Genomic DNA, 18,597 nt, shown 5'->3' with positions numbered 1-18,597 from the left:
CCTGAGGTCCCGGCCAGCGGCGGCTGAGAAGCGCCTGGACCACTGCGGGACCACTGCGGGGACTCTGACCGGGGCTGCCCGTAGGGTGCCCTCCGTGAACGACAGACTCGTCTGGATCGACTGCGAGATGACCGGCCTCGACCTGCGCGCGGACGCGCTGATCGAGGTGGCGGCCCTCGTCACCGACTTCGACCTCAACGTCCTCGGCGACGGCGTCGACATCGTCATCCGGCCGCCCGAGGAGGCGCTGGAGCAGATGGGCGACTTCGTGCGCAGCATGCACGAGAGCTCCGGGCTGCTCGAGGAGCTCGCGAAGGGCGTGAGCCTCGCCGAGGCCGAGGAGCGGACGCTGGCCTACCTGCGTCAGCACTGCCCCGAGGGCAGCCGCCCGCCCCTGGCCGGCAACACGGTCGGCACCGACCGCGCGTTCATCGCCCGGGACATGACCGGGCTCGAGTCGTTCCTGCACTACCGGATCGTCGACGTCAGCTCGATCAAGGAGCTGTCCCGCCGGTGGTACCCGCGCGCCTACCACCAGGCGCCCGCCAAGCGGGGGAACCACCGCGCGCTCGCCGACATCCGCGAGAGCATCGAGGAGCTGCGCTACTACCGGGAGGCCGTGTTCGTCCCCGCCCCGGGGCCCGACTCGGCGACCGCCAAGGCGATCGCCGCGCGCCACGGCGGCGCCCTCACCGGGACCGCACCCCAGGATTCCACCCCCGCGGACTGAGTCGCCTATACTTCCCAGCGGCCCCGGCCCAGGTCGGACCGCCATGGTGGGTATAGCTCAGCTGGTAGAGCGCTGCGTTGTGGTCGCAGATGTCGCGGGTTCAAGTCCCGTTACTCACCCCACTGCCGAACGGCACGATGCGAGCCCCCGACCGGGACACCGGTCAGGGGCTCGCCCCGTCTCCGGGGGCCTCAGCCGCTCGCGTCAGCGCCCGGGTGCCGGCTCCGGCTCCGGCTCCTCGAAGTCGGCCGGGCTGAACTCACCGTCGGCGAGGTGGCTCTCGATGTTCTCCAGGCTGCGGCCGGTCAGCTCGGGCATGAGCCGCCACACGAAGACGAACGCCGCCACGTTGAAGGCCGCGTAGAGCCAGAAGGTCTGCCCCACCCCGAGCAGCTCGATGGTCGAGAGCAGCGTCAGGGTGATCAGCAGGTTGGTCGACCACAGCACCGCCGACTGGGCGGCCGTGCCGGCGCTCCGGACGGCGAGCGGGTAGATCTCGGACCCGGTGAGCCACCCCATCAGCTGCAGGCCACCGGCGGTGAAGAGCATGAAGACCACCAGGCAGGCGATGATGAACGGCGTGCTGCCGCGGCCGGAGTGGCCGGTGGCGAAGACCGTCCCGAGGGTGCCCAGCGCCAGCGCGGCGCCTGGGATCGTCACGAGGGCGAGCCGCCGCCGACCCACCCGGTCGACCAGCGCCAGTCCCACGAGCTGCGCCACCAGGTAGGCGAAGCCGAGCGCGACGCTGACCTGCAGGGCGGTGCTGGTGCTGAAGCCGTTGTCGGTCAGGATCGTCGGCGAGTAGTAGATGATCATCTCGATGCCGCTGAGCTGGGTGAAGACCGCGATCCCGCAGCCGACCACCAGCGCCGGGCGCACCCAGCGCTGACGCAGCCCCCGCCACCCGCGGCGGTCGTCCCGGACGCCCCGCTCCTGCTCGTCGAGGTCGGCGATCTCCGCCAGCTCCCCGTCAACGTCGTACGACGCCGGCCGCAGGCGCTCGAGGACGGCCCGGGCGTCGTCGGACCGGTCCTGCCTGACCAGCCAGCGCGGGCTCTCGGGCAGCAGAAGCATGAGCACGCCCATGACGAGGGCCGGCACCGCCGCGGCGCCGATCGCGATCCGCCAGTCGAGGGCCTCGGTCGCCCCGACGATGGTGGCGACCACGATGCCGACGCCGATGGCCAGCTGGAAGCAGAGGACGAGCCGGCCGCGCCGGGCCGCCGGCGCCAGCTCCGCGACGTACATGGGGACGGTCTGGGTGGCGCCGCCGACCGCGACGCCGAGCAGGACGCGGCCGCCGGCGAGTGCCCAGGGCGACGGCGCGAGGGCCGCCGCGAGGGTGCCGAGGACGAAGACCACGGCGATCACCAGGATCGTGCGGTGCCGGCCGGCGCGCTCGGAGAGCACGCTGCCGCTCAAGGCCCCGATCACCGCGCCCAGCAGGATGCTGGCCGCGATGACCTGCTCGAGCCCGTGCCCGATGTCGAACTCGTCGCTGATCTGCAGCAGCGCGCCGGAGATGATGCCGGTGTCGTAGCCGTAGAGGAACCCGCTCACCGCCGACACGAGCGCCACCACGAGCATCCGTCCGGTCATCGTCGGACCGCTGGTCCCCTGGTCCTCGGCCGTCGTCGTCATGCCGCTCCTCCCCCGGGGCCCGGTCGGCCCGCCGCCGGGGGTGGTACCCGCGGGCGGCACCGCCAACGCCGCCCGTCGACCCGCCGGTCGCTCAGCCGGCGTCCAGCACCCGCTGGAGGAAGCGGCGGGTCCGCTCCTCCCGCGGCTCGACGAGCACCTCCGGGCCGCCGCGCTCCGCGACGACACCGCCGTCGAGGAAGAGCACCTGGTCGGCGACGTCCCGGGCGAAGCGCACCTCGTGGGTCACGATCACCAGCGTCCAGCCCTCGCGCGCCAGGTCCCGGATCACCGCGAGCACCTCGCCGACGAGCTCGGGGTCGAGCGCGGAGGTCGGCTCGTCGAGGAGCAGCACCTCCGGGCGCAGGGCGAGCGCGCGGGCGATGCCGACGCGTTGCTGCTGCCCGCCGGAGAGCTGCGCGGGGTAGGCGTCCTCCCGCCCCTCCAGCCCGACCTGGGCCAGCAGCGCGCGGGCGTCCTCGGCGGCCTCGTCGCGGTCGCGGCCCTGGACCTGCACGGGTCCCTCGAGGAGGTTGCCGAGCACGGTCATGTGCGGGAAGAGGTTGTGGGACTGGAAGACCATCCCGCTGCGCGCGCGGAGCGCCTTGACCGCGCGGCGGTGATCCGCCTTGCCGGCCGGCGGGTGGGTGAAGTCGAGCTCGGCGTCGCCGATCCGCACGGTCCCCGCGTCGGGCGTCTCGAGCACGTTCATCGAGCGCAGGACCGTCGTCTTGCCCGACCCGGAGGGGCCCAGCAGCACGCTCACGGTGCCCGCCGCGGCGGTGAAGTCCACGCCCTGGAGGACCCGGTTGTCGCCGAAGGACTTCTCCAGCCCCCGGACCTCGATCAGCTCGCTCATGCCACGTACCTGCTCAGTCGTCGTTCCAGGGGGCCTTGGGCCAGGCTCACCAGGTAGCAGACCACCCAGAAGTAGAGCGCGGCCATCACGTAGAGCGGGAGGTACTCGAAGGTGGCGCCCGCCGTCACCTGCGCCTCGCGGAAGAGCTCGGGGACCAGCACCAGCGAGGCGAGCGCGGTGTCCTTGATGAGCGAGAGCAGCGTGTTGGACAGCGGCGGCACCGCGATCCGGGCGGCCTGCGGGAGGATCACCCGCCGCATCGACTGCCGGTAGTCCATGCCGATGACGGTCGCCGCCTCGTACTGCCCGCGGGGCACCGAGAGGATCGCCGCACGCACCACCTCGGCGGCGTACCCACCGACGTTGAGGCTCAGGGCCAGGATCGCGGCGGGGTAGGGGTCGAGGTCCACGCCGAGCTGCGGCAGGCCGAAGAAGACGATGAACAGCTGCACGACCAGCGGCGTGCCGCGGATGAGCGAGATGTAGGCCCGCGCGATCCAGTCGAGGACCCGGATCGAGGAGAGCCGGGCGAGGGCCGCCGCGACGGCCAGGACCAGCCCGATCGCGAAGCTCGCCACGGTGAGCGGGATGTTGCCCTTCACCAGCCCGACGAGCATGGGCCAGGCGGTGTCCTGGACGACCTCCCACCGGGAGCGGGCGTCGGAGGCGTCGACCTCCACGTCGGTCGTGCCGCCCTCGACGGTCACGTCCGCGCCGAAGTACTCCTCGGAGATCTCCTCCAGGGTGCCGTCCGCGGTCAGCGCCTCGATCGCCGCGTCGGCCTCCTCCTGGAGCGCCGCGTCGTCCTGGGTGAACGCCAGGGCCTGCTCGAGGACCTCGTCGCCCGCCGGCCCGGCGATCTTCACCTCGTCGGTCCCGGACGTCGCGAGGTAGTCGAGGACCGCGATGTTGTCGTTGACGATCGCGTCGACCCGGCCCTGCAGGAGGAGCTCGACGCCCGGCCCGAAGTCCTGGACGAAGTCGACCTCCGCCCCGGCGTCCTCGGCGACCTGCGCCCAGTTGCTGCTCGCGGTCTGGGCGGTCGTGCGTCCCTCGAGGTCCTCGAGCGAGGTGATGTCGTCGGTGTCCGCCCCGGTGACGATGACGCCTCGGGAGTAGGTGTAGGGCGTGCTGAACAGGTAGCGCGCCTCCCGCTCGGGGGTGACCGTCACCTGGTTGGCGATGACGTCGAGGCGGCCGGTGTCGAGCGCCGGGAACAGCGCGTCGAACGGCGCCTCGACGAAGCGCACGTCCCACCCGGCCTCCTCACCGATCGCTCGCACCACGTCGACGTCGAAGCCGGTCAGCTCGTTGCTCTCGGAGTCGCGGTAGCTGAAGGGCGGGTAGACCCCCTCCGTGCCCACCCGCACGACCCGCGGCGCGTCGTCGTCCGCGGCGTCCGCGGCGGTCGCGGGGGCGGCGACGCCGAGCAGCGCGCCCAGGACGAGGCTCCAGCCGACGGCGAGCAGCGCGAGAGGACGGGTCAACGGCACCCGCACTCCGTACCCCGCTGCGGGGTCGAGCACTCGACGTCGTACGCGGCGGCGGCTGTCACCCGTGCGGGCGAGCCTCGCGGCCACACACAGGGGAACCCATGAGTCAACCGACCGAAGGGGTCGCCGAGACGAATGTTTGGTGACGTAGCAGAACGGGTAGGTGACCAGTTCTGTTCGCACCCCTGGTGCCCCACGAACGACAGGAGGTGTGAGTGCTTCGTCCCAACCAGGACCACGTCCTCCCCGCACCGGCCACCGCGCTCCGTCTGGGCCTCGGCACCCTCGGTGCCCTCCCGCCCCGGGTCAGCCGCCCCACCTACGACGTCGCAGCGCTCGGCACGGGTGTCGTGCACCTCGGGGTCGGCGCGTTCCACCGTGCCCACCAGGCCGTCTACCTCGACCGCCTCGCCGCCCTCGGCGCCCGTGACTGGGGCGTCCGCGGTGTCGGGCTGCGCACGAACAGCCACCGCGCCGAGCTCGCCGCCCAGGACTTCCTCTACACCACCCTGGAGCTCTCCTTCGGCCAGCCGCGCGCCCACGTCGTCGGCGTGCTGCGCGACTACCTCGCCGCCGGCGGCCGCGACGGCGCCGCGAACGCCATCGCAGCACTGGTCGACCCCCGCACGCTGCTCGTGACGCTGACCGTCACGGCGCCGTCGTACGCCGTGTCGGCCGCCACCGGTCCCGCCGTGCCGCCCACCGCCTTCGACCTGCTGGCCCGCGCGCTCGGCGCGCGGCGCCGCGCCGGCCAGGCGCCGTTCACGGTGCTGTCGTGCGACAACCTGCCCGGCAACGGCGACGCCACGCGTCGGTGCGTCGTGGCGGCCGCCGAGGCGCTCGAGCCGGGGCTCGCCCGGTGGATCGCACGCCACGTCGCCTTCCCGAACAGCATGGCCGACCGGATCACGCCGCCCACGACGGCCGAGCACCGGGGACTCCTGCGCCACGAGCTGGGCGTCCACGACCGCGCACCCGTCGTCACCGAGCCGTTCAGCCAGTGGGTCGTCGAGGACTCCTTCGGCGGCCCGCGCCCCCCGCTCGAGGACGTCGGCGTAGAGGTCGTCTCCGACGCCCGGCCGTACGTCGAGGCCAAGATGCGCCTGCTGAACGCCGGCCACGTGGCCCTCGGCTTCCTCGGCGAGGCGACCGCGCACTCGACCACCGATGCCGCGATGGCCGACCCCGCCGTCGGTCCCCTCGTCGAGCGGATGCTCGCCGAGGAGGTCTGCCCGCTGCTGGACCCGGTCCCCGGGCTCGACCTGCCGTCGTACCTGCGGGGCGTGCTCGACCGGTTCCGCAACCCGGCCATCGCCGACCCGCTGACCCGGCTGCGGCGCCGCGGCTCGGTGCGGATGCGCAACTACGTCCTGCCCTCGCTCGAGCGCGCCGTGCTCGCGGGCCGGCCGCACGCCCTGCTGACCAGCGTCGTCGCGGCCTGGATCGACGGCCTGCGCCGCTCCGCGCAGGCGGTCGCGGACGGGCTGGTCACCTCCGGCGACCTCGCCGACACCCTCGCCGACCCCGCGCTCGCCGACCTGCTGGGGCCGGCTTCGCGGGCAGGGCACGACGTGCGACCCTTCCTGGCGGCCGCCGAGGGGTTCGAGCGGCTCGCCCGCTGCCCGGAGTTCGTCACGGCGCTGCAGCAGGCGCTCGTCGGACGAGAGGTGGAGGACCGTGCAGCAGCCGCAGCATCCTGAGCTGGACCTGGGACCGGTGCGTGCCCTGCTCCTGGACGCGGACGGCAACCTGTTCGCCTCCGAGGAGCCGGCCTTCGCCGCGTCCACCGGGGTGACCAACGACTTCCTCGCCTGGCTCGGCTCCGACCACCACTGGGAGCCGGCGGACCTCCAGGCCGCGGCGCTCGGCCGCAACTTCCGCAGCCTGGCCGGCGACCTGGCCGCCGAGCAGGGCGTGACGGTCCCCGACGACGAGATGGAGACCTGGGTCGCCCGCGAGCAGGACGTCGTCACCCGGCACCTGGCCGCCACCCTCGTGCCCGACCCGGCCGTGAGCGACGCGCTGCGCCTCCTCGCGGACCGTTGGCAGCTCGCCGTCGTCAGCTCGAGCGCCCTCGGCCGCCTGGCTGCCTGCTTCACGGCCGCGGACCTCGACGAGGTGCTGCCGGTCGCGGACCGCTTCAGCGCGCAGGACTCCCTGCCGGCGCCGACCAGCAAGCCCGACCCGGCCGTCTACCTGCTCGCGCTCGAGCGGCTGGGGCTCGCCCCGCACGAGGCGGTCGCAGTGGAGGACGCCGTCTCCGGCGCCCGCTCCGCCGTCGGCGCGGGCATCCCCACCGTCGGGAACCTGGTCTTCGTGCCCGAGCCGGAGCGGGCGGAGCGCCGACGTGCGCTGCTGGACGCCGGCGTGGTCGCGGTCGTCGAGGACTGGGACGAGCTGGTCGACCTGCTCGGGCTGCAGGAGGAACGACGTACGGAGGTGTCGGCATGAAGATCGTCTGGAACAGCTTCCACGGACGGTTCTCCGACAACCCGCGGGCCCTGTGGGAGCGGGTCGCGGACCGGCCCGGGCTCGAGCACGTGTGGCTCGCCGACCAGGAGCACCTGGCGGCGTTCCCGGACGGCGTGACGACCGTCGACATCGACTCCCCCGCGGCGACCGAGGCGCTGGAGTCGGCCGACCTGCTGGTCGCCAACACCCACACCGAGGTCGAGTGGACCAAGCCGGCCGGCACGACGTACGTCCAGACCTGGCACGGCACCCCGCTCAAGCGGATCCACCGGGACGTGCTGTGGGCGCCCGAGGGTCGGCTGGACCGGCTCGACCACGACATCGCCAAGTGGGACCTGCTGCTCTCGCCGAACGCCGCGAGCACGCCGCGGCTGCGGGGCGCCTTCGGCTTCACCGGCGAGGTGCTCGAGTCCGGCTACCCGCGCAACGACCTGCTGAGCCTGCCGGAGTCCCGGGAGGCCGGTGCGCGCGTGCGGGCCTCCCTCGGCGTCCCCGACGGCGCGAAGGTCGTCCTCTACACGCCGACCTGGCGCGACGACGAGGCCTTCGCCGAGGGCCGCCCCGAGGTCCCGCTCGCCCTGGACGTCGACCGGTTCGCCGCTGCTCTCGGCCCCGAGCACGTGCTGCTCGTGCGCGCCCACAACATGGTGACCGGTCGCTCCCGGATCGCTGCGGTCCCGCACGTCCACGACGTCTCGTACCACCCGGACGTCCGCGACCTCTACTGCGCGGCCGACGTCATGGTGACCGACTACTCCTCGACGATGTTCGACTACGCGATCACCGGTCGGCCGATCGTGCACTTCGCCTACGACCTCGAGCGGTTCCAGGACTCGGTGCGGGGGTTCTACTTCGACCTCGTCCCCGAGGCGCCCGGCCCCATCGTCCGCACCACCGGTGAGCTGGTCGACGTCATCGGCGGCCTCGAGCGGGTCGAGAAGGAGCACGCCGCGCAGTACGCCGCGTTCCGCGAGCGCTACACGTCCCTCGAGGACGGCCGGGCGACCGACCGGGTGCTGGAGCGGCTCGGGCTGTCCTGATCGCCGTGTCGTCGGTGTGAGCCCGCCCGGACGGGGCACCGGTCGGCCATGGCTAGCAAGCCGCTGAGCGTCGGCGTGATCAGTCCGCACGAGCTGGTGCTCACCGGGCTCTCCACGATGCTGCGGCGTCACCCGGCGCGCGTGTGGCTGTGCGACGCGGCCTCCTCCGACGGGCACCTGGCCGGGCTCGACGTCGTGCTGTACGACGCGGCCGGCCTCGACCCGGTGGACGGCACGGCCGGCAGCGACCTCGCGCACCTGGTCCGCAGCAACGCCCGGGTCGTCGCGCTCGCCCGCCCGCAGGAGCCGGCGCTGACCACGGCCGCCCTCGAGCGCGGGGTCGCGGGCGTCGTGCGCATGGACGCGACCGCGATCGAGATGATCGACGTCTTCGACCGGGTCGCCCGCGCCGGGCCCGGCGGCAACCCCTCCACCCGCCACGTCGACGCCAAGCTGCTCCTGCTCCCCCACGGGCTCACCGTCCGGGAGTTCGAGGTGCTGGGCCTGGTCGCCGCGGGCCTGTCGAACGCCGAGATCGCCGAGCGCCTCTACGTCAGCGTCAACACCGTCAAGACCTACGTCCGCGCCGCCTACCGCAAGATCGGCGTCGACCGCCGCTCGCAGGCCGTCATCTGGTGCGCCCACCACGGCGTCTCCGCCAACTGACCCCGCTGGTCGAGCGGCCGAGCGCTGGCGAGGCGGCGTCGAGACCCGGTGAGGTGTGCAGAGCACCGGGTGCTCGCCTCCGGCCGACGGACCATGGGTGGTTGCGGTGGGGGCAGCTACGGGAGGGACAGCGGGTGGTCGCGACTGTCTCCCGGCTGCCAGGTCGCCCTGCTGGTCGAGCAGCCGAGCCCCGGCGAGGCGTCGTCGAGACCCGGTGAGGTGCGCAGGGCCTCGGGCACTCGAGTGGCCAGCGAAGGTCCTTAGATTGTGGTCCACGATGCGGTCTGGACTGGGAAAACAGCCCCGGGACTGTCGGTGGTCGGTGCTTGAGTAGACCCATGGCCAAGGACTCCCGACGCAGCACACACGTGGTGTCACGCGCCGTCGCGAAGTCCCACACCCGCCTCGACCGGGCGCACGAGTCCCACCTGTGGTCGATGTCCAACGACGACGTCGCGGCGACATTGATCGAGGCAGCGCGGCTCCGCGCCCGCGTGGAGGCGCTCGAGCTCCGCCTGGCCGCTGAGGCCGACCGTCGTCACGCCGGCGAACGCGTCGGCGCGACCGACACCGCCTCGTGGTGGGCGGTCGAGACCCGTCAGACCCGTCCTGCTGCGAAGCACCGCATGCGGCTTGCGGAGTCGCTCGATCGCCACGACCTCACCGCGGCCGTGCTGGCGGAGGGTGATGTGTCGGTGGAGCACGCTCGGGTCATCACCGAGTGCCTCGACCGGCTGCCCGCCGACCTGGACGACCCGACCATCCCGCTCCGTGCCGAGCAGCACCTGCTCGCCGAGGCGCAGCACCGTGACCCCAAGTCGCTGCGGGTCCTGGCCAAGCACGTGCTCACCGTCGTGGCCCCGGAGATCGGCGAGGCCCGCGACGCCCGCGCCCTGGAGGCCGAGGAGCGCCTGGCCCGGGAGACCGCGTGGCTGACCATGAGCCCCGACGGGCGCGGGTCGGTGGTCGGGAAGTTCAAGATCCCCGAGCTCTACGGCGCGATGCTGAAGAAGACGCTCCTTGCCTTCGCCGCCCCGAAGCACCAGACGGCTGAGAACGGCGCCGAGACCTACGAACGACGCCCCGCTTCAGAACGGATGGGCGACGCGTTCTGCGAGCTCCTCGAACGCCTCCCCACCGCCTCGGTCCCGAAGCTCGGCGGGCTCAACGCCACCGTCGTCGTCACCATGGACATCGCGTCCCTCATGGGTGGCCTCGCACCGGGTGTGCTCGGCGACGGCAGCACCATCTCCGCAGCCACCGCACGGAGACTGGCCTGTGAGGCGGGCCTGGTCCCCGCTGTCCTCGGCACTCGCTCAGAGCTGCTGGACCTCGGCCGCACCACCCGGCTCTTCACCGGCGCACAACGCCGGGCCCTGAACCTCACCCAACCGACCTGCACCGCAGAAGGCTGCGACTGGCCCGCCCACCTCTGCCACGCCCACCACGACCAGCCCTGGTCCGCAGGCGGAGCGACTGACCTGACGAACGCCCGCAACCTCTGCCCCCGGCACCACGCCCGCATCCACGACCCTGCCTACGAGACCACCCACCTGCCCGGAGGAAAGGTCGCCTTCCACCGCAGGACATAAGCCGACCGAAGACGAATCTCCGTTCCGACCGCAACCACAGCGGTCGACCCCCGCCGGCCGTAAGGCGACACGCAGCCGCGCCCAGGACCTCGACCACAGCGGCGCGCAACCACACGACTCGAAAAAGAGACCTCGAGCCGAGCCCACCCGGCGGCCCGGCGACCACCCCTAGGCCCTGCGCACCTCACGGGGTCTCGACGACGCTCGCTGGCGCTCGCTGCTCGACCAGCAGGAGGCCGGCCCGACGACCACCCCGACGCCCTGCGCACCTCACCGGGTCTCGACGACGCTCGCTCGCGCTCGCTGCTCGACCAGCGGCGGCGGCCCGGCGACCACCCCCAGGCCCTGCGTACCTCACGGGGTCTCGACGACGCTCGCCAGCGCTCGCTGCTCGACCGGCAGGAGGCCGGCCCGCCGACCACCCCGGCGCCCTGCGCACCTCGCCGGGTCTCGACGACGCTCGCTCGCGCTCGCTGCTCGACCAGCAGGGCCGGGTCTCGACGACGCTCGCTCGCGCTCGCAGCTCGACCGGCGGAGCACGCCTCAGCGGCCGGCGGCCTGGCGGGTGAGGAAGGCGAGCTGGGCGGGCTTGGTGGAGAGCTGGACGACGGGGCCGAGCTGGAAGCCGAGGCGGCGGACGAGCCCGACGGCCTTGTCGTTGCGGGCGTCCGGCTCGGCGACGAGCCGGTGGACGGCCGGGTCGGCGAACGCGTGGTCGAGGAGCAGCTCCACGACCTCGGCGGTGAAGCCGTGCCGCACGGTGTCGGCGGGGGCGAGCATGAAGTGGATGCCCAGGTCGCCGGGAAGGACGTCGTACGTCGAGCCGACCTCCTCGGCGGTGGGCTCGTAGTCCTGGAAGAGGGCGACGGGCTCGCCGGACTCCTCGCGCACCAGCCACACGTGGTGGGTGGGCTGCTCGTCGAGCCAGGTGTAGATCTCGCGGACCTCCTCGAGGGTGTGGTCCTGCATCATCCAGAAGCGCGCACGCTCCTCGACCACCCACGAGTGGAGGGTCGCGCTGTCGCGGTCGGGGACGAACGGGTCGAGGTGCAGGGTCATCGGGGCGTCTCCTCGGTCAGGCGGTCCCAGTCGGTCACGACCGGGGCGAGTCGGCCGGCCGCCCAGAGCGGCAGCTGGTCGCGGTGGTGGGGGCTGCGGGGGTCGCCGGCCGTGCCGAGCGGGACGACCCAGGCGCTGGCCTGGCGGTCGGACAGGTCCCAGACGTAGCGGGCGACCGAGCCGCGGTAGCACTCGTCGGTCCAGCCCGGCACCGATCCGGTGCACCGGACGCAGTCGCTGTCGCCGGAGACCGGCAGCGCGGGGACGTACGGCGGCTCGAGGTCGGCGTCGGCGACCTCGAAGGCGTGCACGGGCGTCGCGACGTGCGTCGTGCCCCAGGTCGCCGGGTGCCCGGCGGCGTCGTCGAGCGCGTCCCGGGCGAGCGCGCGCAGGTCGATGCCGAACGGGTCGCCCGCGGCGGCGAGGGTCTCCAGCGCGTGCCCGACCCGGCCGACGAGGTCCATCCAGGGCAGGAAGACCAGGTCGTGGCGAGGGTCGGCGAACGGCGCGAACACCGGCTCGGCAGCGATCCGCCGTACCAGCGCCGCGCGCCAGGCGGCGTACGCCGCGGCTCCCACCGACGTCGCCGCCATCCGGCCGTCCCACTCGAGGACGGCGTCGCGGACGGCCTCGCCCGCGGCCGACGGCTGCTGCCCCTCGACCAGGGCGTCACGCAGGACGAGCGCCTGCGCGGACAGGTCGTCGTCGTGGATCGCCGCGAAGTCCTCCCCCGTGAGCCCGTCCCGGCCGTCCAGGAGGGCCGCGATCCGGCGGGCACGGTGCGGCGAGGCGAACGTCGCGCCGACCGGGTCGCTCTCCGGGCCGCGCCGCTCGTTGGCGGTGACCACCTGCCCGTCGGGAGGTACGTCGTGCCGCGGCAGCGGGTCCAGCCAGCCGGCCCAGGCGGTCGCCGGGTCGGCGGCGTCGACGACCCCGTGCCGGTTGGCCTCGTCCCGCAGCGGGATCCGCCCGGCGAGGCGGTAGCGCACGGCGCCGCTGGTGTCGGCGACGACGACGTTGTTGACCGGCTCCACCCACCGGTCGAGCGCCGCGTCCACGTCGTCGACGGTCCTCGAGCGCAGGAGCGGCAGCAGGGCGTCGAAGCCGAGGTCGCCGAGGACGTCGGAGGCGAAGCGGACCGAGAGCCCGGCGCCGGCGTCGACACCGCCCTCGAACACCGGTCCGCGCGGCGTGACGACCACCTCGACCGTCTCCGGGGCAGCGCCGCGCACGGCGATCGTCTCGGCCCGGGCGGCCACGGGCTCCCAGCCGTCCGGCCCCAGCGCCTCCACCGCCGCCCCGTCGCCGGCCCGCCGCAGCCGCTCGTCGTACACGTCCTGGTAGTCGGCCATGCCGTTCGTGATCGCCCACGCCACCTCGCCGGCGTGCGCGAAGTGCTGGACGCCCGGGACGCCGGGGAACGCCAGCCCCACCACGTCGACGGGGTCGGCGGGGTCCTCGCAGGCCAGCCGCACCTGCTGGTAGACACCCGGCGCCTCGACCACCCGGTGCGGGTCGCCGCCGATGAGCGGCGCGCCGGTCGCGGTGCGGTCGCCGCCGACGGCCCAGGCGTTGGAGCCGCTCGCCGAGGGCCCCTCGTGCGACAGCAGGCGGGCGTCGGCGCCGAGCACCTCCCGGGCGCGGTGCGCCCAGAGCTTGCCCGGCAGGCTCGCGAACAGCAGGTGCTGGGCGAGGAACACCGCCAGCGGCGTCCACTCCTCCCAGGGCCGGGCGTCGATGCCGAGCCGGTCGAGCTCGGGGACGCCGCCGCGACCGGCGGTCTCGAGGCCCTCGTTCACGCCCCGGACGTACGCCGCGACGAAGGCCCGCGTCTCGCCGGCGAGGCCCGCGTGGGCCCGGCGGGCGACGTCGACGAGGCACGTGCGCCGGGCCAGCCGGTCCCACGGCAGCGCCGGCGCGCCCAGCACCTCCGCGGTGGTGCCGGTGGCGCGACGGTGCAGGTGCTCGAGCTGCCAGGTGCGGTCGCGCGCGGTGACCTCGCCCTGTCCGTGGGCGAGATCGGCGAGGGAGGTCGCCCGCACGTGCGGGACGCCCCACGCGTCGCGGTAGGTCCGGGCCATGGGCCCGCAACCTAGTGGGTCACGGGGTCAGGCGGCCGTGGGCATCCGGACGCGGAACAGGGTGCCGCGGCCGACCGCGGACTCGACGTCGATCGCGCCGCCGTGCTTCTCCACGATCGCCCGGGTGATCGACAGCCCCAGGCCGGAGCCGGGGATGGCCTTCTCGAGCGCGATCGAGCTGCGGAAGAAGCGCGAGAACAGCTGCTCGATCTCCTGGTGCGGGATGCCCACCCCGGTGTCGCGCACGTCGAGGTGGACCTCGGAGCCGTGGCCGCCCAGGACCACCGAGACGGCGCCGCCCTCGGGGGTGAACTTCACGGCGTTGCCCACCAGGTTGACCACGACCCGCTCGAGCATGTCCCGGTCGCCGACGAACTCGACGGGCTCGTCGGGGAGATCGAGGGAGACCTCGAGCCGCCGGTGCGCCCAGGCCGGCGCCACGACGGCGTACCCCTCGCGGACGACCTCCCGCAGGTCGAAGGCGCGGGTGCTGAGCGCGAGCCCGTCCTCGCTGAGCCGGGAGAGCGTGAGCAGCTCGTCGATCAGGCCGAGCAGCCGGCCGCTGTTGTCGGAGACCCGCTTCAGCGCCTTCCCCTGGTCCGGGGTCAGCGGGCCGTACGAGCCGTCGCCGAGCAGCTCGAGGTAGCCCATGATGCTGGTGATCGGGGTGCGCAGCTCGTGGCTGACCGAGGAGACGAACGCGTCCTTGGCCCGGTCGACCTCGCGCAGGCGGTCGACGGCCTGCCGCTCGGTGTCGAGGGCGTCCTGGAGCCGCTGCTGCGCGTCGACGGAGTCGGTCACGTCCTCGGAGGTGCTGACGTACCCGACGGTCGCGCCGCGCTCGTCCACCATCCGGGTCAGGGTCATCGAGTGGATCCGCTCGACGCCGTCCTTGCGGCGGAACCGCATCAGCGTGCCCGCGTGCTCGCCGGTCACGATCCGCTGCACGACGGAGCCGAAGTCGGGGGCGGTGCCCAGCTCCCTGGCCTTGTCGACCACGGACCGCATGGAGTGCAGGATCCGCGTCGACCGGCCCATCATCTCCGCTGCGGAGTAGCCGAGCAGCCGCTCCGCCCCCGGGTTGAAGAGGGTGACCCGGCCCTCGGCATCGGCGCCGATGATCGCGATGCCGGTCGCGCCGTCGACGATGCTCTGCACCTTGTCGCGCTCGGAGCGCGCCTCGCGGGAGATCACGATGTGGGCGCCGACCCGGATCAGGAGCGGCACCACGATGAGCGCGCACGTGGTGGCGAACGCCGCGAGGAACACGCCCCGGGCGTCCGCGGGCAGGTCGTAGGCCTGCGGGGCGGCGGCGAACGGCCCGCGCCCGGCGGTCGTCATCAGGATGGCGAAGAAGACCAGCGCCGCCATCTGGGCGAGCGCCTCGAAGGGCCGGATCCGCTGGGCGCCCCACGCGAGCAACGGCACCACCATGAACGCCATCGACGGCACGTCGTCGAAGGAGAAGACCAGCGGGGTGATGACGATGATCGCCGCCCACTGCAGCACCCGCTCGGTCACGCTCGCGATGGAGCCGTGCGGAGGCAGCCGCATGAAGAACGGCAGCAGCGTGATCTGGGAGGCCAGGTGGGCGGTGCCCAGCGCGAGCGCCACCGTGCCGGGGTTCCCGAACCCGGTCAGCACCGAGGTGAGCCCGCCCGAGGCCGCCGCGACCAGCCCTGCCCCGGCGACGGCCAGGTAGTAGCGCCGGAGGTCGGCGTCCGTGCGCAGGGGCGGCCGACCCTCGACCCCACGGGTGAGCACGGCGACCACCAGCGCGGTCTCGACGGTGATGCCGAGGCCGTACCCGATCGCGACGTCCGCTGGCCGGCCGCCCAGCCAGATCGTGAGGACCGCGACGACCAGCACCACGGGGAGCACGTACGGCGCACGCCGGCGGCCGACCTCGAGGGCGAGCGCGGACGCGACGCCCACCGGCCAGATCCCGATGACGGTCCCGCCGTCCGGTGCTGCGTGCAGGGCGAGGAACCCGCTGACGACGAGCGCAGCGAGCAGCCCTCCGACCCGGACCGACGGGTCCAGCCTCACGACCCACCCCTCCCCGAGCGGAACCTCCGGGATGGATGCAACCATCAACCACCCGCCGCCGCAGGCAGTCGTCCATTTCGTGACCTGGCCGTGCCCCGACCACCCGAAGGGGCGATGGCCTAGCGTGACCCGCGTGATCTCGGGAGACGCTGCTCAGGACCGCACCCGCTACGACGTCGTGGTGGTCGGCGGCGGCCACAACGGCCTGGTCTCGGCCGCCTACCTCGCCCGCGCGGGCCTCTCGGTCCTCGTGCTCGAGCGGCTCGACCACACCGGCGGGGCCGCCGTCTCCTCCGCCGCGTTCGCGGGCCACGGCACGCGGCTGTCGCGCTACTCCTACCTCGTCTCCCTCATGCCCGAGGCGCTGATGGCCGACCTCGGCCTGGACCTGACCCTGGTGTCGCGCCCGACCGCGTCGTACACCCCGGTCCTCCGCGACGGCCGCGCGGGCGGGCTGCTCGTCGAGCGCACGGAGGGTCCCGCGACGGCGGAGTCCTTCCGCGCCCTCACCGGCTCCGACGAGGAGTACGACGCGTGGCGGGAGTTCTACGCCGACGTCGCCGACCTCGCCCGCGTCGTCGCCCCGACGCTGCTCCAGCCGCTGCCGACCGAGCGGGCGGTCCGCGACCGCGTCGACCCGGGCACGTGGCGCGACGTCGTCGCGCGGCCCCTCGGCGAGGCGGTCGAGCGCCGGTTCCGCGACGACACGGTCCGGGGCGTGGTCGCGACCGACGCGCTCATCGGCACGTTCGCCTCGCTCCACGACCCCTCGCTGGTGCAGAACCGGTGCTTCCTCTACCACCTCGTCGGCAACGGCACGGGCGAGTGGCGGGTGCCCGTCGGCGGCATGGGCGCGGTGACCGACGCGCTCGCCCGGGCCGCGACAGGAGCCGGGGCGACCCTGCGCACCGGAGCCGGGGTGAGCGCCGTCCGGGCCCACGCCGACGGCGCGGAGGTCGACTGGCACGACGGCGAGCGGCTGCGGACGGTCGAGGCGGGGACCGTGCTGGCGAACGTCGCGCCGTGGGTGCTGCGCATCCTGCTCGGCGGTCCCGAGGACCCCGCCACCAAGCCGGTCGGCGCCCAGCTGAAGATCAACTTCCTGCTCGACCGGCTCCCGCGGCTGCGCTCCGGCGTCGACCCGGCCGTGGCGTTCGCGGGCACCCTCCACCTCGCCGAGGACTACAGCCAGCTGGCCCGCGCGCACGCCGACGCCGCGGCCGGGCGGGTCCCCTCGGTCCTGCCGGGCGAGGTCTACTGCCACTCGCTGACCGACCCCTCGGTCCTCGGCGGGGAGCCGGAGGGCACCCACACGCTGACGTACTTCGGCCTGCACACCCCGGCCACGCTCTTCGAGGCCGACCCTGCCGCCGCGAAGGCGACCGCGGTGGCCCGGGCGATCGCCTCCCTCGACGAGCACCTGGTCGACCCGATCGAGTCGTGCGTCGCCCGTGACGCCGCCGGCCGGCCGTGCATCGAGGCGAAGATCCCGCAGGACGTCGAGCGCGACCTCGCCATGCCGGGCGGGCACATCTTCCACGGCGACCTGGACTGGCCCTGGGCGGCCAACCGGGCCCGGCTCGACACCCCCGCACAGCAGTGGGGCGTGCAGACCGGTGTCGACTCGGTGCTGCTCTGCGGCTCCGGCGCGCGTCGTGGCGGCGCGGTGTCGGGCATCGCCGGGCACAACGCGGCCCAGGCCGTGCTGGCCGCCCGCTGACCCCGGCGCACGCCACCCGGCGATTTCTCCCGGTGGCCGCCCACTGGTAACGTAGTCCTCGCTTCACCGGGCGCCATTAGCTCAATTGGCAGAGCAGCTGACTCTTAATCAGCGGGTTCGGGGTTCGAGTCCCTGATGGCGTACCACCACCGGCTCCGACCAGCAGAGATGCAGGTCGGAGCCGGTCCTCGTTTCGGGCCGACCGGCGCGGGACAACGGGACGCCATGACGGTGCACTGGGCGGTCGACGGTCGCGCACCGACGCCGTGGACGCGCCTCTACGTCCTCGGCATGCGGGCCCGTCGCGACAAGCAGGCCTTCGAGGGCGAGCAGCACACGCGCGTCACGGCGGAGCGGCTCCAGGAGCAGGGGGACGCGCCGCCGACCCGCCTCACCCGGTGGGTACGGCGCGTGGCGACCGACCGGCCCGAGGGGCTGACCGTATGGACGGTCCGACCGCGGCGCGGCCGCCCGCGGGCGCGGGTGCTCTACGTGCACGGGGGCGGCTACGTCCACCCGCTGACACCGGACTACTGGCGGCTGGTCCGGGCGCTCTCGGGCCGCTCGGCCGCCGCAGAGGTGGTCGTGCCCGCCTACCCGCTGGCCCCGGTGGCGACTGTCGACGACGCGCTCCCCCGGCTCCTCGACCTCGCACGGGAGGCCGCCGCGGACGACCTGCCGCTGGTGCTGATGGGCGACTCGGCGGGCGGGGCGCTCGTCCTCGTCCTCGCCCGGTGCCTGCGCGACGAGGGCGGTCCGCAGGCGGCCCGCGTGGTCGCGCTCAGTCCCTGGCTGGACCCGACCCTCGACGAGGAGGCCGTGCGCGACCTCGAGCCCACCGACCCCATGCTCGCCGAGTCCGGCCTGCGGGCGGCGGCCCGGTGGTGGGCCGGCGACCGCCCGACGACCGACCCCCTCGTCGACCCGCTGGCCGACGACCTCCGCGGCCTCCCGCCGGTCGACGTGCACATCGGCGACCGCGACATCCTCCGCCCGGCGGTCGACGCCCTCGCCGCCCGCCTGCGCGACGGCTCGACCGACCTGCGGGTCCTCGAGGTGCCCGCGATGTTCCACGTCTGGATGACCCGCGCGGTCCCCGAGGCCCGCCGTACCCGCCGCCGACTGGCCCGGGCGGTCCGCGACGCCGCCCGGACGGGAGCGGCCCCGCGGGCGTGACGGGAGCCACGGCGGGGTACCG

General features: G+C 74.0%; 14 protein-coding genes and 2 tRNA genes. 10 read left to right on the top strand and 6 right to left on the bottom strand.

Annotated elements, in window-relative coordinates; translation table 11 throughout:
• The first annotated feature begins 94 nt into the window (after window positions 1-94).
• Both orn and OSR43_RS06240 read left to right on the top strand, forming a co-directional pair.
• Window positions 95-730 (top strand): oligoribonuclease, encoded by a 636-nt coding sequence (gene orn / locus OSR43_RS06245; protein WP_302270319.1) that lies wholly within the window; start codon window positions 95-97, stop codon window positions 728-730.
• 46 nt (window positions 731-776) lie between these two features.
• Window positions 777-852 (top strand) — tRNA-His (locus tag OSR43_RS06240).
• Between the two features lie 82 nt (window positions 853-934).
• On the opposite strand, the gene OSR43_RS06235 is transcribed toward OSR43_RS06240, so the two are convergent.
• From OSR43_RS06235 to OSR43_RS06225, 3 genes are all read right to left on the bottom strand, one after another.
• Complete coding sequence (locus tag OSR43_RS06235) at window positions 935-2,371, bottom strand: sugar porter family MFS transporter (RefSeq protein WP_302270317.1); 1,437 nt, start codon at window positions 2,369-2,371, stop codon at window positions 935-937.
• Window positions 2,372-2,462: 91 nt separating this feature from the next.
• A complete protein-coding gene (locus OSR43_RS06230) occupies window positions 2,463-3,227 on the bottom strand; it encodes an amino acid ABC transporter ATP-binding protein (protein WP_302270315.1) in 765 nt (254 codons plus the stop codon).
• Window positions 3,224-4,720 (bottom strand): ABC transporter substrate-binding protein/permease, encoded by a 1,497-nt coding sequence (locus OSR43_RS06225; RefSeq protein WP_302270313.1) that lies wholly within the window; start codon window positions 4,718-4,720, stop codon window positions 3,224-3,226. Before OSR43_RS06225 ends, OSR43_RS06230 begins: the two co-directional genes overlap by 4 nt.
• 215 nt (window positions 4,721-4,935) lie before the next feature.
• Here OSR43_RS06225 and OSR43_RS06220 point away from each other — a divergent pair, with 215 nt between their 5' ends.
• From OSR43_RS06220 to OSR43_RS06200, 5 genes are all read left to right on the top strand, one after another.
• Window positions 4,936-6,420, top strand: coding sequence for a mannitol dehydrogenase family protein (locus OSR43_RS06220; protein ID WP_302270311.1), 1,485 nt, complete (start codon window positions 4,936-4,938; stop codon window positions 6,418-6,420).
• Entirely contained in the window at window positions 6,398-7,171 is a 774-nt protein-coding gene (locus OSR43_RS06215) for an HAD family phosphatase (RefSeq protein ID WP_302270309.1), read from the top strand. The genes OSR43_RS06220 and OSR43_RS06215 overlap by 23 nt, the downstream gene beginning before the upstream one ends.
• Window positions 7,168-8,232: a CDP-glycerol glycerophosphotransferase family protein gene (locus OSR43_RS06210; RefSeq protein ID WP_302270307.1), complete on the top strand. Its 1,065-nt coding sequence runs from the start codon at window positions 7,168-7,170 to the stop codon at window positions 8,230-8,232. The genes OSR43_RS06215 and OSR43_RS06210 overlap by 4 nt, the downstream gene beginning before the upstream one ends.
• Window positions 8,233-8,280: 48 nt before the next feature.
• Entirely contained in the window at window positions 8,281-8,898 is a 618-nt protein-coding gene (locus OSR43_RS06205; RefSeq protein WP_302270305.1) for a response regulator transcription factor, read from the top strand.
• Window positions 8,899-9,236: 338 nt separating this feature from the next.
• The gene (locus tag OSR43_RS06200; RefSeq protein WP_302270304.1) at window positions 9,237-10,490 is read left to right on the top strand and encodes an HNH endonuclease signature motif containing protein; all 1,254 of its coding nucleotides are present in this window, start codon (window positions 9,237-9,239) and stop codon (window positions 10,488-10,490) included.
• A 543-nt stretch (window positions 10,491-11,033) separates the two neighbouring features.
• On the opposite strand, the gene OSR43_RS06195 is transcribed toward OSR43_RS06200, so the two are convergent.
• From OSR43_RS06195 to OSR43_RS06185, 3 genes are read right to left on the bottom strand one after another with little or no spacing between them, the layout of a single operon-like run.
• Entirely contained in the window at window positions 11,034-11,549 is a 516-nt protein-coding gene (locus tag OSR43_RS06195; protein WP_302270302.1) for a GNAT family N-acetyltransferase, read from the bottom strand.
• On the bottom strand, window positions 11,546-13,630 hold the full coding sequence (locus OSR43_RS06190; protein ID WP_302270301.1) for a penicillin acylase family protein: 2,085 nt from the start codon (window positions 13,628-13,630) through the stop codon (window positions 11,546-11,548). Before OSR43_RS06190 ends, OSR43_RS06195 begins: the two co-directional genes overlap by 4 nt.
• 27 nt (window positions 13,631-13,657) lie before the next feature.
• Entirely contained in the window at window positions 13,658-15,679 is a 2,022-nt protein-coding gene (locus OSR43_RS06185; protein WP_302270300.1) for an ATP-binding protein, read from the bottom strand.
• 133 nt (window positions 15,680-15,812) lie between these two features.
• Between OSR43_RS06185 and OSR43_RS06180 the strand changes: the two genes are divergently transcribed.
• The 3 genes from OSR43_RS06180 to OSR43_RS06170 all read left to right on the top strand — a co-directional run bounded on the left by OSR43_RS06180 (window position 15,813) and on the right by OSR43_RS06170 (window position 18,575).
• Window positions 15,813-17,399 carry an NAD(P)/FAD-dependent oxidoreductase gene (locus OSR43_RS06180; RefSeq protein WP_302270299.1) on the top strand — a complete coding sequence of 529 codons (1,587 nt, stop codon included), beginning with the start codon at window positions 15,813-15,815 and terminating at the stop codon, window positions 17,397-17,399.
• A gap of 70 nt (window positions 17,400-17,469) precedes the next feature.
• Window positions 17,470-17,545: transfer RNA gene (locus tag OSR43_RS06175), tRNA-Lys, on the top strand.
• A 79-nt stretch (window positions 17,546-17,624) separates the two neighbouring features.
• Complete coding sequence (locus OSR43_RS06170) at window positions 17,625-18,575, top strand: alpha/beta hydrolase fold domain-containing protein (protein ID WP_302270298.1); 951 nt, start codon at window positions 17,625-17,627, stop codon at window positions 18,573-18,575.
• Window positions 18,576-18,597 lie beyond the last annotated feature (22 nt).

This window comes from Nocardioides sp. Arc9.136 (assembly GCF_030506255.1).
Classification (GTDB): Bacteria; Actinomycetota; Actinomycetes; order Propionibacteriales; family Nocardioidaceae; genus Nocardioides.
The sequence above is the reverse complement of the archived record's forward strand: the minus strand, read 5'-3'. Positions and strand labels throughout refer to the sequence as shown.